18 protein-coding genes, 4 tRNA genes and 3 pseudogenes are annotated in these 13,564 nt (G+C 43.1%); 18 read left to right on the top strand and 7 right to left on the bottom strand.

The genetic code is table 11. The annotated features are described in order from the left end of the window. Positions 1-494 precede the first annotated feature (494 nt). Positions 495-851, bottom strand: a complete 357-nt coding sequence (locus ACYTXL_RS25575; protein WP_461921762.1) for a hypothetical protein — start codon at positions 849-851, stop codon at positions 495-497. Positions 852-1,120: 269 nt separating this feature from the next. Here ACYTXL_RS25575 and ACYTXL_RS25570 point away from each other — a divergent pair, with 269 nt between their 5' ends. Continuing rightward, positions 1,121-1,333 (top strand): hypothetical protein, encoded by a 213-nt coding sequence (locus tag ACYTXL_RS25570; protein ID WP_461927140.1) that lies wholly within the window; start codon positions 1,121-1,123, stop codon positions 1,331-1,333. Here the strand turns inward: ACYTXL_RS25570 and ACYTXL_RS25565 are convergent. Both ACYTXL_RS25565 and ACYTXL_RS25560 read right to left on the bottom strand, forming a co-directional pair. After that, a complete protein-coding gene (locus ACYTXL_RS25565; protein WP_461921761.1) occupies positions 1,281-3,707 on the bottom strand; it encodes an arylsulfatase in 2,427 nt (808 codons plus the stop codon). The two genes, ACYTXL_RS25570 and ACYTXL_RS25565, sit on opposite strands and share 53 nt — an antisense overlap. Positions 3,708-4,217: 510 nt before the next feature. Beyond that, positions 4,218-4,466, bottom strand: coding sequence for a helix-turn-helix domain-containing protein (locus ACYTXL_RS25560; protein WP_461921760.1), 249 nt, complete (start codon positions 4,464-4,466; stop codon positions 4,218-4,220). A 200-nt stretch (positions 4,467-4,666) separates the two neighbouring features. On the opposite strand from ACYTXL_RS25560, the gene ACYTXL_RS25555 reads away from it, so the two are divergent. Beyond that, positions 4,667-4,897, top strand: coding sequence for a hypothetical protein (locus tag ACYTXL_RS25555; RefSeq protein ID WP_461921759.1), 231 nt, complete (start codon positions 4,667-4,669; stop codon positions 4,895-4,897). Positions 4,898-5,022: 125 nt separating this feature from the next. Here the strand turns inward: ACYTXL_RS25555 and ACYTXL_RS25550 are convergent, their stop codons facing one another. Together ACYTXL_RS25550 and ACYTXL_RS25545 are read right to left on the bottom strand one after the other, a co-directional pair. After that, positions 5,023-5,208 (bottom strand): hypothetical protein, encoded by a 186-nt coding sequence (locus ACYTXL_RS25550; protein ID WP_461921758.1) that lies wholly within the window; start codon positions 5,206-5,208, stop codon positions 5,023-5,025. A gap of 196 nt (positions 5,209-5,404) precedes the next feature. Continuing rightward, positions 5,405-6,142 (bottom strand): SDR family NAD(P)-dependent oxidoreductase, encoded by a 738-nt coding sequence (locus tag ACYTXL_RS25545; RefSeq protein WP_461921757.1) that lies wholly within the window; start codon positions 6,140-6,142, stop codon positions 5,405-5,407. Between the two features lie 9 nt (positions 6,143-6,151). On the opposite strand from ACYTXL_RS25545, the gene ACYTXL_RS25540 reads away from it, so the two are divergent. Beyond that, entirely contained in the window at positions 6,152-6,367 is a 216-nt protein-coding gene (locus ACYTXL_RS25540) for a hypothetical protein (protein ID WP_461921756.1), read from the top strand. A gap of 124 nt (positions 6,368-6,491) precedes the next feature. Here the strand turns inward: ACYTXL_RS25540 and ACYTXL_RS25535 are convergent, their stop codons facing one another. Continuing rightward, positions 6,492-6,635, bottom strand: coding sequence for a hypothetical protein (locus tag ACYTXL_RS25535; RefSeq protein ID WP_461927139.1), 144 nt, complete (start codon positions 6,633-6,635; stop codon positions 6,492-6,494). Positions 6,636-6,784: 149 nt separating this feature from the next. Between ACYTXL_RS25535 and ACYTXL_RS25530 the strand changes: the two genes are divergently transcribed. The 8 genes and pseudogenes from ACYTXL_RS25530 to psb34 all read left to right on the top strand — a co-directional run bounded on the left by ACYTXL_RS25530 (position 6,785) and on the right by psb34 (position 10,780). Further along, the gene (locus ACYTXL_RS25530) at positions 6,785-7,003 is read left to right on the top strand and encodes a hypothetical protein (RefSeq protein WP_461921755.1); all 219 of its coding nucleotides are present in this window, start codon (positions 6,785-6,787) and stop codon (positions 7,001-7,003) included. A gap of 340 nt (positions 7,004-7,343) precedes the next feature. Next, a complete protein-coding gene (locus ACYTXL_RS25525) occupies positions 7,344-7,583 on the top strand; it encodes a hypothetical protein (protein ID WP_461921754.1) in 240 nt (79 codons plus the stop codon). Positions 7,584-8,080: 497 nt separating this feature from the next. Continuing rightward, positions 8,081-8,395, top strand: coding sequence for a type II toxin-antitoxin system RelE/ParE family toxin (locus ACYTXL_RS25520; protein ID WP_461921753.1), 315 nt, complete (start codon positions 8,081-8,083; stop codon positions 8,393-8,395). A gap of 11 nt (positions 8,396-8,406) precedes the next feature. Next, a complete protein-coding gene (locus ACYTXL_RS25515; protein WP_461921752.1) occupies positions 8,407-8,706 on the top strand; it encodes a HigA family addiction module antitoxin in 300 nt (99 codons plus the stop codon). 449 nt (positions 8,707-9,155) lie between these two features. Then, positions 9,156-9,461 (top strand): annotated as a pseudogene (locus tag ACYTXL_RS25510) (transposase); the annotation flags it as partial. After that, positions 9,455-9,679, top strand: a pseudogene (locus tag ACYTXL_RS25505) (formylglycine-generating enzyme family protein); the annotation flags it as partial. The pseudogenes ACYTXL_RS25510 and ACYTXL_RS25505, both read left to right, overlap by 7 nt. Before the next feature lie 125 nt (positions 9,680-9,804). Next, a pseudogene (locus ACYTXL_RS25500) lies at positions 9,805-10,605 on the top strand (RNA-directed DNA polymerase); the annotation flags it as partial. Positions 10,606-10,609: 4 nt separating this feature from the next. Next, positions 10,610-10,780: a photosystem II assembly protein Psb34 gene (gene psb34, locus ACYTXL_RS25495; protein ID WP_461921751.1), complete on the top strand. Its 171-nt coding sequence runs from the start codon at positions 10,610-10,612 to the stop codon at positions 10,778-10,780. Positions 10,781-10,951: 171 nt separating this feature from the next. Here psb34 and ACYTXL_RS25490 read toward each other — a convergent pair whose 3' ends face one another. Then, complete coding sequence (locus ACYTXL_RS25490; protein WP_461927142.1) at positions 10,952-11,476, bottom strand: tetratricopeptide repeat protein; 525 nt, start codon at positions 11,474-11,476, stop codon at positions 10,952-10,954. 50 nt (positions 11,477-11,526) lie between these two features. Between ACYTXL_RS25490 and ACYTXL_RS25485 the strand changes: the two genes are divergently transcribed. The 7 genes from ACYTXL_RS25485 to ACYTXL_RS25455 all read left to right on the top strand — a co-directional run bounded on the left by ACYTXL_RS25485 (position 11,527) and on the right by ACYTXL_RS25455 (position 13,498). Further along, positions 11,527-11,600 (top strand) — tRNA-Cys (locus ACYTXL_RS25485). Positions 11,601-11,605: 5 nt separating this feature from the next. Further along, a tRNA-Ile gene (locus ACYTXL_RS25480) sits at positions 11,606-11,682 on the top strand. A 3-nt stretch (positions 11,683-11,685) separates the two neighbouring features. Then, positions 11,686-11,757, top strand: a tRNA-Trp gene (locus ACYTXL_RS25475). Positions 11,758-11,762: 5 nt separating this feature from the next. Next, positions 11,763-11,837: transfer RNA gene (locus ACYTXL_RS25470), tRNA-Glu, on the top strand. A gap of 180 nt (positions 11,838-12,017) precedes the next feature. Then, positions 12,018-12,158: a hypothetical protein gene (locus ACYTXL_RS25465; RefSeq protein WP_461927138.1), complete on the top strand. Its 141-nt coding sequence runs from the start codon at positions 12,018-12,020 to the stop codon at positions 12,156-12,158. Next, entirely contained in the window at positions 12,142-12,537 is a 396-nt protein-coding gene (locus ACYTXL_RS25460) for a hypothetical protein (RefSeq protein WP_461927137.1), read from the top strand. Before ACYTXL_RS25465 ends, ACYTXL_RS25460 begins: the two co-directional genes overlap by 17 nt. A 181-nt stretch (positions 12,538-12,718) precedes the next feature. Beyond that, entirely contained in the window at positions 12,719-13,498 is a 780-nt protein-coding gene (locus ACYTXL_RS25455; protein ID WP_461927136.1) for a hypothetical protein, read from the top strand. The last annotated feature ends 66 nt before the right edge of the window (positions 13,499-13,564 follow it).

Here is a 13,564-nt window from a genome sequence, read left to right as displayed (position 1 = left end):
TTTGTGTCTAGACACTCTAAACTATTGCAAACATCCCCATCGAAGCTAATTGCTGCCCGGCGTTGCTTCATGAAGCGGGTGTACCATCAAGGGCACTGTTCTCGTAGATTTGGTTGTCGGTAGAAAAACTTATCACCGGGGATACTACACCACAAAGTGAGTGTGTTACTAGTATAATTCAAAACGCGAACGCGGAGAATTTTGTCAGAGGCGTAACGGGTGAGGCGGGTCAGTCACTCCCCTCATTCCTGGGAGGAGGGATGCCCTTGGGCGGAACGAAAAGCGACCATCGCAATCAAATTACTTTGGTCGCCACTTTTCCTAATGCTGTCTCCAAACGAGTGGTAAATTGTGAGGAGCGACGCCGAATAGCCCACCGCAGGTATCGCTCTTTTTTCCTCGCTTGAATTGGGTGGGGGCGATAAGCCTACGGCATAGCAACTCTTGGAGACGCTGCGCGAACGCTTACCGCAGAGCAAGTAAAAATTCAAATTTTAGTGATGAAGACGAGCTTGGCGCTCACGCAATTCACGAGTCTTTTGTTCACGAGCTTTTTGTTCACGAGCATGGCGCTCACGCAATTCACGAGCTTTTTGTTCATGTAATTGACGCTCACGAATTAGTTTAGCGTTATTAAAAGCAATAGTATTAGTATTTAAATGATCATTGCGAAAATTCATTTCAGATGCATTAGCATGGGTTGAAAGAGCAGCAATTGAAACAGATACTAATAAACCACCAAGAAGAAGAGATTTTAAGCAGTTAATATATCCTTTAATCCTTATTTTACTTAACTTGTATATTGCCAATATATTCTGCATAATCAAGAAAAGATATCTAGCAAATGTCACTACTTAAACATGACTAAAGTCACTAAGCGCCCCCTTGAAAACGTCGTCTTGCTGCACCTTTTAATTGAGTTGCTGTTTCTTTAAGCAGATTTTTCGCGGAGCGGAACATGGGTCTGAGTCCCCCAATAAGAGTTAAGTGGTTCAAGTGAGGTTGGGGTAGAATCCTCATCTCAACTATCTCCCCTGCTCCCTTGCCTCTTTTTCAATGGTATGTCTATTTACGCCGTGCTGTACTAGTAATGTACTAAATAATACATAGTAAATGTGCAATGGTGTACCCACCTAACGTAGGTGCTCGCTCGGCAAGGCGTGGACCTACGATAGGTGGTGTACAGGTATGCCTCAAAGTCTGTCGTACCAATTGCACAGGTGCGCCCCGGTCTAAACTATGGCTAGCGATCGCTAGCCGTGTTCCTGACCACAAGATGTCTACTCTTTGGCATCAGGTGCGAATGAACCTGGAATGTATTGGACTTGCTTGATCGCACCAGTGTATTTGAAGACCCCATGTTTTTTGTAAATATCCCATGATACAGGACTACGCGCATCTTTGCCGATGTCCAATCCTTCATAGGGAAAGCCACCAAAGGTTAGTCCCAGCTTACCTGCTGCGACTTGTTTCCCATTGACAGAAAGTGTTCCAGACCCGTGGCGTTTGCCCAGTGCATCATAATTCAAATCGATGTTAAGTTTACCTGGCTGTAGCGAGACTGGGGGAAATTTAATCGACTGACCATAGTTATTGTGTTCATAGAACAGCTTGCCATCCTCAATATAGAAGATGTAGCCAACCTCTTGACCCCCGTGGGCAAGAATTACTCCTTGATCGCCTGCTTTATACTCAGCCTTCACCTGGATGGTATAATCGCGATCGCTCACCAAGGGCAAAATGTCCGGTTCTAGTACCGAATCACCCGCATGGAATGTCTTTGGTTTCACTTTCTCCTTGATATAAGGCGGGACTCCTCCATGTTGGGGGGATTCTAATAAGGGATAAACTTGATACTTGAATGCCGCCGCATCAAAGGCTGCTGCCAGTTCTTGGACTTTCTCTGGATACTCCTTCGCCAGATTGTTGCTTTCAGAGTAATCTTTGTTCAGGTTGTATAATTGCCACTCGGAATCACTAAATGGTTTCCCCGTCTGATGTTCGGTGACAGCATACCAACCATCTTTGTAATACCCTCTATTGCCTGAATTCTCGTAGTATTGTTCAGTTTTTTGTTCCGGCGCATTGGCATCATTCAAGAGATAGGCAAAGCTGATACCTTCGAGAGGTTTTGTCGGTTTGCCATTAAACTTGTCAGGATGCTTAATCCCCGTTAATTCCAGGATGGTAGGTGTAATATCTGTGATGTGCGTAAATTGTGTGCGGGTACCACCCTGATCTTTGATTTTTGCTGGATAGGAAACAATCAATGGATTCCGTCTACCGCCCCCAAGGGTAAAGAACTTGTACCGCTTTAAAGGTGTATTGGAAACCGTTGCCCAGCCAATGGGATAGTGAGGCGCAGTCTGAGGACTACCAATCAAGTCAAACCGACTGAAATCCAGAGCTTTATCGTCTGGTAAACCGGAGTAATGACGAGCTACATTCGTTGTACCATTTGCCCCGCCTTCTCCAGAACCGCCATTATCAGAAGCAATAATAATAATTGTGTTGTTGAGTTGCTTGGTGGACTCTAGATAATCATAGAGTTTGCCAAAGTTTTGATCCAGGTTATCAACGAAGGCTGCATAGGCCTCTTGATAACGAGCAAATAGCTTTTTATCCTCAGTCGATAGTGTATCCCAAGCTTTAACCCCTGGATTTTGGGGTGGTAGTTGAGTGTCGGCAGGAATTAGCTTTGATGCAAGTTGCTTCTGGTACCGTTCCTGGCGTAGCACGTCCCAGCCGACATCATACTTGCCTTTATATTTAGCAAGGTCTGCTGGATGAATATTAAATGGTGAATGAACAGCATTGTTGGCAAAATACAAGAAAAATGGCTTGTCTTTTGACTTAGTTTTTGCTTGTTTTAGCAATGCGATCGCTTTTTCTGTCCAGTAATCGGTGGTGAGAAAATTCTCAGGATAGCGATCAATTGAAATAGGTGTATTGTCTTCGTAGAGAATATGGGGTGTCTGGGGATGTTCCAATCCATCTAAGAAACCAAAAAAATGTTCAAATCCCCGCTGTAACGGCCAGGAATTGAAAGAAGCGGTAGTGGTGCGATCATAAGTCTGAGTCAAATGCCACTTACCTGTCAGCAGAGTTGAATAGCCATTGCTACGTAAAATTTCCGCCAGAGTCACGACATTGCTCTGAATTTCACCCGCATATCCGGGAAAACCAGGGTTTCCCTCAGCAACCCAACCAACACCAGCAGAGTGGGCATTTAATCCTGTCAATAACGAGGCGCGTGTGGGAGAACAAAGCTGATGGGTTGTAAAGTTGCTAAACCGCAGTCCGTTAGCTGCCAATTTATCAATATTTGGTGTACTAATTTCTGAGCCGTAGGGGCCTAAATCCGAAAAACCCATATCGTCAATTAGGAAAACAACAATATTGGGAGCCTCTTTTGGTGCTGCGGTGATGTGGGATGAAGCTAGAGATGTTTTAGCTGATGGGGGTTGTGGAGTCCACCAAGGTGTAGATTCTGCAAAGGTTCTGCCGATTTTGCCTTTAAATCCAGCATAAGCTTGTGTACTGGCACCACCTGCTCCCTGAGCAGGATTCTGGGCGAAACTGCTAGCGATCGTTGTGCCAGTAACCAGCAAGATGCTAAATACAACCAGTACTAACCAACTGATCGGTGAAACAAGTTTTTGCTTGACTTTTTGAATAAATAATGGTTTACGTTTTCTGTTCAACATATCTACCTGCTTGCTAAAGATAGTCTTTAAGCCAGAACATTACCTGCGCTGGCTCATCTCAAAAATCCACTCATATTCCAACTGATAAATTGGGTCACTACACCCACATTGTTTACTTCAGGAATGTGGGATGTAATTCCTCTTAAAACTGTATACAATACAATCAGTACATTAGGTTTTTCTAATGGTAATATCTTCCCCTTCACAAAACTAGTACAAATAAATGGAAATATTGTACTATATATCTATCTAATTAACGTAGTATAGACTTAAGCAAAAGCAGGATACCCCATTTAGGGACTTCCATAAAATCAACTATTCCATCAAAAATAATGAAAAGCGATCGCTCCTGCTGTTACCAAAAACAACAATAACCTTGGCACTGTTCTACCTTGAGAGGCTATGGCAACGCTAGGCACGGTGGTGGCACCTTAAATCTGCGATGGTCTACGACTGACCGTAGGTCATCGCACCTAAAAGCGATCGCTCACACCAAAACTGAGCAAACAACTAATTCGGTAAATACTTAGCCAATAAATCCTGACGTTGAGTGCCCATCTCATCAAGCTTCTGCTCAATAAGCTTCATCGCCATCGGCGACGGCGTTGAGCGTCCATTTTCCCAACGGTTAATTGTTGTATATGTCACACCGAGAGTTGGTGCAAACTGTTCTTGCGTAAGCCCAGCCAAAAGCCGCAAATCACGAATGATTCGCCCCACCTCTGGCTGTTTGATGGCCAAGGGTTTTTTGATAGTCATTTAACAATGGGGTAGCGGTTTTTACGGTAACGCTTTTTTCCTGGTTGCCAACCAGGGGACTTTCCACGAGGTTTGGGTGCAGAGGTGGGAGTACCGGCGCTCATAGTCGGATTGAAATTCGCAAATACTGGAGTGTCCCTGTTGAACAGCTAGGGGAGATCCCAAACCAGGAAAAATGGTTAGGACTCAGGAGCGTAGGAATGGTCATCTGCGAACGTAGGCTTTGGAATCAAACAACTATTGAAGTTCGCTTTTATATTAGCAGTTTAGAGCATGATACTGCTGTTTTGGCTCATGCTGTTCGTAGCCACTGGTGGGTACTGGACATGACATTCCATGTTCGCGAAGCGGCTCTGAAAGAGCAGATGCTAGTCGTATCCCTAAAGATAATGCCCCTCTTAATTTTTCTGTTCTACGGCGTTTATCTTTGAATCTTTTAGATAAAGATAAAACGGTGCGTGGAAGTGTTCCGATGAAAAGATATCGCGCAGGTTTAGATAACAATTACCTACTTCAAGTTATCGCAGGCATCTAAGTCTTCTCTCACGTCGAAAATTTAGTTCTCAAAAGATTCATTGCCCATTTGCTGACCCTCAATCTTCTGGCATTCGTTTTCCACACAGTTTTGCACCTGGTTGACAAACCCTACCAGCAAACCCGCTTGCAGCGTGGCACACGTCAAGGCTTCTTTCAAGATATCCTTAGCCTCACCAAGTATTTGCTGTTTGATAGCTGGCAGCATTTGATTAACTTCATGCTCTCCGACTCAGCACTCTTTCCAGCAACTCACTCCTCCTAAACTTTTGAATTTGGAATTGCTGGCTATCATATTGGCGTTTGTTACCTTACATTTAGATAAATGATAGGCTGGATAGGATTTTAACTCAACTGAGAAATGACCAGTAGGGTTGTATTGCGATCGCACTTGCCTTGCTGCCTCAAGAGCCTGATGCGGATACCCCAGCCAACTGCTGTAAGCGGTCGTTAGCAAAGTACTGAGCGTGACCTTCTTCAATTGCTTGTAGAATGAGGTCGGCCACGAATTCAGGTTTGTCACCGTCTGCGTAGTTACCCGCAGGTCCTCCATCTGCCGAATTCCCCATCCTGTTCTTGCCAAAGTTGGTGGCAGTGATGAACGGGTAAACCTCGCTAACTACGATGCCATCCTTTTCTAACTCAACCCGTGCTGTGAGGCTGAAACCGAGGAGTGCTCGCTTTGATGAGGAGTAGACGCTGTATTGGGGAATCGTCATAAAAGCCGTTCCAGAGTTAACGTTTACGATGCTCCCAGCGCCTTGGTCTCGCATTATCGGGATGACGGCCTGCATGGCCACAATTGGCCCGAGCACATTGAGGTGGAAGATTTCGTCGAACACTGCCGGGTCAATCTCTTCGATTGTCGCTGCATAGCTACGACCTGCGTTATTTACAAGTCCATCAATGCGACCGTAATGCTGGTATATCGCTCGCACCCCTTGGCGAACCCCCTCAAAGTGCGTCATATCCGCCTTGATTGGCAAGCTGCCCGGAAGTCGCTCGCTCAACTCCTGAAGGACTTCCGTGCTGCGAGCGAGTAGGGCAACCTTGGCACCATGAGCACATAAGGCAGTAGCCGTTGATAAGCCTATACCAGACGAGGCACCCGTGACAATAAATACGTGATCTTTTATTTGCATAGATTAGTCTTGATTTCAAAGACCAATTATAACAGTTACAACGCCTGCTCCACCCTTGCATTGGAATTACGCCCCCGGTGCGATACTCCAGAACAAGTGCCTGAAGGCTACCAGCAACTAGAGGACGGTTCCTGGTTATCGCCCGAAGCTTATCATCAGTCTATCCTCAAGCAAAGCCAGCGCTCCTTACCTTGGGATGTTCGCAGACTTAGGAATTACGAGTAAGTTGGGGGTGCATAGCTTGCCGCCAACTCTACAAGACGCACTTTTAGGTCGGCATCGCTCTTTTCCTCTTAGAAATTTAAACCGAGGAGCGATCGCTCCCCCCCCTCCATTGCTCAAGTTTCCTCTAAGAAACCTGACTCAACGCCCTTCCCCGCAGTTCAATACTTGCCTTGACGCTGGTAATATCCAGGGGTGATATCAACTCTAACCGCAGCCCTTCTATCTTTAGAAAGATTTTTAGCGGAACTTCTATATAGACATTTGACATATTAATGACACAACATTGACATAGATGTAAATAAAATCTTAAAAAAATAAGAACTGTTAATTAATGAATTAATCTAGTTAAATTCATCACAATTAAGTCAAAAAAATAACTGGCTTAATTGTCAAGAGTTTAGTAAAGGGAAAAGATTGATGAACAAGATTATTGCAGCAATAGTGGCAATACCAGTGTTAGTTGCCTCCATGCCCAACCAGGCATCAGCACTCTCAGTAGTTAACCCAGATGTTCAAAAGCCACAAGCCGGAACATTAATTGCGAGGCGGATAGAGCGTCGTCGGTGGATAGCTGGACATTGGGTAAGAAGAAATCACCATCGTGTATGGGTTAAGGGTCATTATCAGTATTACTAACCACGAACTAAGCGTGAGATTTAGATATTTTTGGTGCTAAATCTCATGCTTAGTAGTTCGCCCTTGAGTGAACTTGGTTATTTATTGGGGAAAGGGAGAAAACACTTTCCCTTTAACCTTTTATATACACCCCAATCCGAAAAAGCGCATTTTGGGGTTGGCAGACCAGTAGGGCGATGCCTACGCCGGAACGAAAGGCGACCATCGCAGTTTTTCTTTCTTGACTTTGATCTCTTACTACGGATGAGCAGTAGAAAAAATACTTGCATATTCGTAGTATTATCAGCATGATTCTTGATCTCAATTTTTATACAACGAGAAAAAAATTGGAGTCATATCAATGTCTATATTTACCGTCACTAATACCAACAACAGTGGTGCAGGTTCACTGCGGCAGCAAATTCTAAATGCCGATCTCGCTGGCGGAACAAATATCATCAATTTTAGTGGACTGTTTTCTGATGCGATCGCTCATACCATCAATCTGACTGGTAGTAGTCTGAGTATCACAGATAACCTGACCATTGAAGGCACAAATGCCAGCTTACTAACAATTAAGGATGATAATCATACCAACTAACATATTCACTTCCTATTGCCTCAATAATTGCCTTAGCAGCATAACCCTGCTGGATAGATATCAATTGACTTCTCTTGCAAAGTTGCTGCTACAAGCGTTAGCGGCAGTTGGTTCACCGACTCAGATCCGAATAATAAGGGAAGTTTCAGTTTAAGCCTATTATTCCAATAAGCCCTGCTATTTAGCCCTTAGAACCCTGGATAAGGAACTTTAAGACTTTGTGGGCGAATTTGTGAGTGGCTGTGGATATTCTCAAATCAATGTGGGGTAGAAAATTTCCAATCGCTGAACACCTTATATATCAAGTGTGGGTTTTGAATGTGGTCGATTTTCGCCCTAAAAGTAAGAATCCATTGCCCATGTTGGGAGCCGTGCCCCCTCTCCTCTCTAATGCCCAATGACTAATCTCTATTGGACTTTGGACAAAATAGAGGCAACGCGAGAAACGATCTTGTTTTTGCTCAAAAATTACAACTAACTAGGTAATATATGTACAGTTGACAGATGTAACCCTTGGGGTTACGATTAAAACAGTGATTAAAACGTTTAAGCATAAAGGACTGAAAAAACTTTTTGAGTTTGATGATAGGAGCGGTATTCAGCCTAAACACGCAGAAAAATTACTAGATATTCTAGATAGACTTGATGCATCTTCTCAAGTCGAGGACATGAGATACCCAGGTTCTAGGCTTCATCAGTTAACAGGTGATCGAAAAGGTGAATGGTCAGTAACAGTATCTGGAAATTGGCGTGTAACCTTTCAATTTGAAGATGGTGATGCTTACGTTGTTGATTACGAAGATTATCATTAGGGGAAGATAAAATGATAACTACAAGAAGACCGAGACACCCTGGGGCATTGATTAAACGTCAATATTTAGAACCTTTAGGGATGACTATCACTGAGCTTGCTAATGTTTTAGATGTCTCACGTAAAACTGTTTCTGAAATTGTTAATGAGCAAGCTGGAGTTTCTCCACTTATGGCTATTCGTCTAGCAAAAGCTTTTCAAACGAGTCCAGAACTTTGGTTAAATCTTCAGCAAAAATATGACCTTTGGAATGCTGTACAAGAATCAGAAAGTTTGAAAAATATATCTCCTATCAATTTACAACTTTGTTAACTTGCCATCTACTTACAAGATTCCCCAACGTTCTACACTCAATTAAAGCCCCATTCCCCCACAACCCGAATTCTCACCCCGTAGCGCGTCTATAGCTGTGGGGTTTTGTTTTAGGTGGGTGAGTGCGATCGCAGAAAGAAGTGAATAAAGTTAAGTTGTGTGTAAAAATACGTAATAAAAATTTTTAAAGTAAAAAAAAGACATATCAATTTTGCGTGGCTCCCCCCCGATTTTTGCATTTTTGGGGGGAGCTGGGGAGAGGTTATGCCTTAGGATTTGTTAACCGACACCCTCAAACACAGAAAGAAAAGTCTGCACTCTTTCAATAATTTCAGCTTTCTGTTCTTCTAATTTAAATTTAACTTATGCTTCAGTTAAATTTAACCATGTAAAGAATTATGTAAACTTCTATTTATTTTTTTTTGCAAATAAATACGAATGATAATCTGCTATCAGGTGTAAAACCCGTAGGATTAAGCCAGTGGCAACGTGATAATTTTTATTTGTACGGTGTTGTGGAACCTTTAAGTGGATATAGCTTTTTCTACGAGTTCTCCCACCTCGATGGTGACTGTTTTCAACGTTTTTTAGATTTGTTGTCTGCCGAGCTTGGAGACGACACTGCGGTTGTCCAGTTTGACCAAGGGTCATTTCACACAGTTAAAACCCTCGATTCTCCAGAAAATATTATCCCCATTTTTCAACCACCCCACTCTCCAGAACTTAATCCTATTGAGCGGTTTTGGGAGAACTAGAGCGCTACAGTCACCAAAGTCCGCAACACCAAGTAACTGTCCCAGCATTCTTCATGGGAAAATACCCAGTAACCCAAGCACAGTGGCAAGCAGTAGCCTCTTTACCCCAGGTAAACAAAAAACTCGACCCTGACCCATCTCATTTTGAAGGTGCAAATCGTCCTGTAGAGACAGTTTCTTGGTACGATGCAGTTGAGTTTTGCGATCGCCTCTCCCAAGTCCTTATTTTCTAAGCACTAAAGTGCTTACTACAAAGCCTGAAAACCAACTTAACAAAGTACTAGGTGGATGGATTAAAAAACAAAGAGAGAGGGAAAAGTAAGTTGATTTAACATTAAATATAATGAAGCATTACGGCAACCTTTACCCTCAAATTATCAAATTTGAAAATATACTTCTAGCATCTCCTCAGGCACAAAAAGGCAAGCGATTTCGGGATAATATTCTAGAGTTTAATTATAATTTAGAAACCGAATTAATTAGATTATAGCAAAAGTTAACGGATAAAAGTTATCAGCTAGGAGCTTACCGAACTTTTCACCTGATAAATCCTAAAAGTCACCTAATTTCAGCCGCACCCATCGTGATAGAGTTGTTTATCATGCCCTGTGCAATATAATAGTACCAATTTTTGAGACAACTTTCATTGCTGACTCCTACGCTAATCGAATTGGTTTTGGAATGCATCGAGCATTAAAAAAATTTACTCATTTTGCTCGTTACAGCCGCTATGTACTTCAGTGTGATATCAGAAAATATTTTCCTACTATTGACCATACAATTTTAAAAGAATTGATACGCCGTAAAATAAAATGCCCCGATACATTGTGGTTAATTGATACTCTAATACAGAACAGTAACGAACAAGAAATAGTAATTGATTCCTGGGGATGATTTACTTACTCCTGTAACTCGTAGGAGAGGTTTACCAATCGTAAATTTAACAAGTCAGTTTTTTGCGAATATTTATTTAAATAGCTTTGACCATTTTGTAAAATAACATCTAAAGATATTCAAATATGTCCGTTATGTTGATGACTTTGCTTTATTTAGTGATGACCGAGAATTGTTAGCAGATGCCAGACTAGAAATAGAAGCATATTTAGCTCAATTGAGGCTCAAAATTCACCCGATTAAAAGCCAACATTATGTACACCACAGTTAACAAAGACAGCGTTATCAACAACTACGCTGCTGAACCCCAGTTTTACTACGCTGAGTATTCCTCACCAGAGCAACAAAATCGTTACAAGTTTCAAGCTGCTGTTGCCACCTTGCTAGTAACTGCTATTGTTTTGGTTGCCTTTGGTGTTAGCTAAGATTTTTGGATGGTGACAAGCGGTGAAGTAATACCCAAGATTAATTCACAACGCTGGCGATGCCTGCGGCGGTTCGCCGAGCGACCATCGCAAAGCGCCGACAATCACGGTTCGCCATCTGGTACAAACACTGTAACCCCTATTTTTCCGTTCCGTCTTTTTTCTAACCGCCTATAAAATGAGCGAACCAGGAGTGATCAACGCTTGAAATTGTTCATCTGAACGAATATTATCAAAATCTGAGTCAGTTTTCGCCATATCTTGGTATTGGTTAGGACTCATATTGATAGCTTGTTGTAGGTTAAAGATTGCTTGCTTTATATTAAGCAATTGGGCATAACAGCAAGCCTTACCATAAAAAGTCGTGGAGTCGTCTGGACGGATTTCGTTACATTTATCATAGCTGGCGATCGCCTCTTGATAGCGTTTGAGAGTTAACAGTGTACTGGCTCGGTTATACCAAGCTTGAGGTAAATCTCTTTGAAATTCAAGGGATCGGTCGAAGCTAGCGAGCGCATCTTCAAAACGCCCTAAATCCATTAAGGCAATACCCCGGTTACACCAAGCTTGGGGAAAATCATGCTGGAATTCAATCGCGCGCTCGTTGGAAGTGATCGCCTCTTCAAAGCGTTCCAATGTCAACAACACAATACCTCGGTTATACCAAGCACGAGAGTTATCTCTTTGAAATTCAATCGCTTAGTCAGAAAGAAGCGGGTGCAACTCCCGTCAAGGCTTCCAAATGTGTCCAGGTCGCCTAATGGTAGGGTGTTGGTCTGCAAAACCGACTGTGCGAGTTCAATTCTCGCCCTGGACTCCAAACGTTGCAGTGTAGCGATTTACGGCAAAGCCCCAAGCTCATAACTTGGTATATGCGAGTTCGACTCTCGCCACTGCTACCAAATGCAGGGATGGTGTAACGGCAACATCACAGTCTCCAAAACTGTTGTTCTAGGTTCAAAACAAGCGTCTCTGCGTTTGTGGTGCCGTAGGCAAATTGGTAAAGCCACAGGTCTTTCAATCCTGGGGAAAGCGGATTCAACTCCCGTCGGCACTGCCTCATGGGTCGGCTCACCTATTAGTGTAGGTAACGGTCTGTAAAACCGTCGCGATCGCATTGCTGCTTCAAATCCTACCCGGTCCATTATGGAGAGATCGCCCGCCATTGGCAAGGCAAGCTGTTTGCTAAACAGTCATGGAATGACCACTTACTGACCTGGAAGAAACAGATGGAGTTGTGCGGCTTTTAGCTGTCAAACTGAAGACTTCAGCGTTAAAAGTACCACCACTGCTACATCACATCGAAAATCAACAACGGGGTAGAACTGCTGCCAATAACGTTATTGGCAATGATGTAATTGATGTGGTGCAAGTGTAATCCTTATCCGACTGGTTCCAGTAATCACTGCTTTATTTCACTGGAACAAATAGATGAAGCACTTGATAATTTGCCAACTCCAATCAGGGGTCAGCAATACTATTTATTGTTTGTAGATGTTGAAAGCTTAGATATTTCAGAACTTCTGCATCCCAGATTGAAACTACTGGGATACGATTTATCAGATCTGACTCTGACATCATCATTATTAAACTGTGGGCGATGGATAGCAGTATTAGCCCCAATTGCTCAAAGAGTAAATCAATATGGACTTTTGAATTTAGAAGATGCTTTGAAAGCTCAAGCTCTACTCCCAGAAGCTTGGAATTATTCCCACCATGGCGATGTGACAATTTGGGCTTTGATTGAAGTGGATTGAGATTCAAGTCAAATTCATTACAGCCATCTTACAAGAAAACAGCAGTATTTGCTACCAGACACTTGTAAAATCTGCCAGAACTTCACCAGACAACTCGTAATTGTCCGGTAGACACTGCTCGACTGTCCCGCAGACAATGGTAAAAAAGTAACCAAATATTTTGATACCAATAGCAGACAGTATGCAAAACCAAAGCGGAAATCTGGCAGACAGTAGCCCAGACAATGCCCTACAATCGGCAGACGACACACCAGACATAACCCTACAGTCGGCAGACAGTAGACCAGACAGTAATATCTGTCCGGCAGACAGTATGGCACACGACAGACAAAATAGTGATTTTTTTTCTAAAATTTCCATATTAGAATTACAAAAAAAATATAATATTGGGCGTGACTCGTTGTATAGTCGGATGCGCTACCTACAGATAACGACATACAAGGTGAAGGGAAAGGCGTATCTGGATGCCGGACAAGTTCTTCAGATGGACGCACTACACGACCACATCCAGGCGACCGGAAAAATGGAAGGCTACCCGATACCAGAGCCATCAAGGCCAGTTGAGGAGCAACCAATACAATCGACAACAATACAACGGCAGCAGCCGACAGCAGCGATAACTATTTCACAAGTGTCAGCAGCAGACCAGCCACCACTACTGTCTGGTAATCAACTACAGCAATTAAATTCCGTTGAAGCAAGACAACACGATAATTCGGAGATAGAAGCGATCGCATCGTTGGTCAGAAATGCTCAGAGTCAGGCGACTGGGTTGTTGATTGCCGAAAATATGTTGGCACAGCAGTTTATTCAAAATCCGGAACAATTACCAGAGGAATTACGCACCAAGATTCAGCAGTCAGCTGCTATGCCAGAAGTTGACCCTTTAGAATACGCCAACGCGCTGGTGAGCTTTGCCAACAAAAGCGCGGCGGCGATTGGTTCTGGGGCAGTAGTCTAAGATTTTTGGGGATGGTGGCAACTGGCACAATTGTGGCAATCAATGGACTTAATCCCTTTTCGCTAC

The sequence above is a fragment of the Nostoc sp. genome, assembly GCF_054880495.1.
Note: the sequence above shows the minus strand (reverse complement) of the source record. Positions and strands in the feature narration are given on the sequence as shown.

Excerpts from the sequence above, each read along its gene's own strand:
- ACYTXL_RS25570 (WP_461927140.1), top strand. The coding sequence starts at position 1,121 with ATGGTGTACCCACCTAACGTAGGTGCTCGCTCGGCAAGGCGTGGACCT.
- ACYTXL_RS25565 (WP_461921761.1), bottom strand. The coding sequence starts at position 3,707 with ATGTTGAACAGAAAACGTAAACCATTATTTATTCAAAAAGTCAAGCAA.
- ACYTXL_RS25560 (WP_461921760.1), bottom strand. The coding sequence starts at position 4,466 with ATGACTATCAAAAAACCCTTGGCCATCAAACAGCCAGAGGTGGGGCGA.
- ACYTXL_RS25555 (WP_461921759.1), top strand. The coding sequence starts at position 4,667 with ATGGTCATCTGCGAACGTAGGCTTTGGAATCAAACAACTATTGAAGTT.
- ACYTXL_RS25550 (WP_461921758.1), bottom strand. The coding sequence starts at position 5,208 with ATGCTGCCAGCTATCAAACAGCAAATACTTGGTGAGGCTAAGGATATC.
- ACYTXL_RS25545 (WP_461921757.1), bottom strand. The coding sequence starts at position 6,142 with ATGCAAATAAAAGATCACGTATTTATTGTCACGGGTGCCTCGTCTGGT.
- ACYTXL_RS25535 (WP_461927139.1), bottom strand. The coding sequence starts at position 6,635 with ATGTCAAATGTCTATATAGAAGTTCCGCTAAAAATCTTTCTAAAGATA.
- ACYTXL_RS25530 (WP_461921755.1), top strand. The coding sequence starts at position 6,785 with ATGAACAAGATTATTGCAGCAATAGTGGCAATACCAGTGTTAGTTGCC.
- ACYTXL_RS25525 (WP_461921754.1), top strand. The coding sequence starts at position 7,344 with ATGTCTATATTTACCGTCACTAATACCAACAACAGTGGTGCAGGTTCA.
- ACYTXL_RS25515 (WP_461921752.1), top strand. The coding sequence starts at position 8,407 with ATGATAACTACAAGAAGACCGAGACACCCTGGGGCATTGATTAAACGT.
- psb34 (WP_461921751.1), top strand. The coding sequence starts at position 10,610 with ATGTACACCACAGTTAACAAAGACAGCGTTATCAACAACTACGCTGCT.
- ACYTXL_RS25460 (WP_461927137.1), top strand. The coding sequence starts at position 12,142 with ATGTGGTGCAAGTGTAATCCTTATCCGACTGGTTCCAGTAATCACTGC.
- ACYTXL_RS25455 (WP_461927136.1), top strand. The coding sequence starts at position 12,719 with ATGCAAAACCAAAGCGGAAATCTGGCAGACAGTAGCCCAGACAATGCC.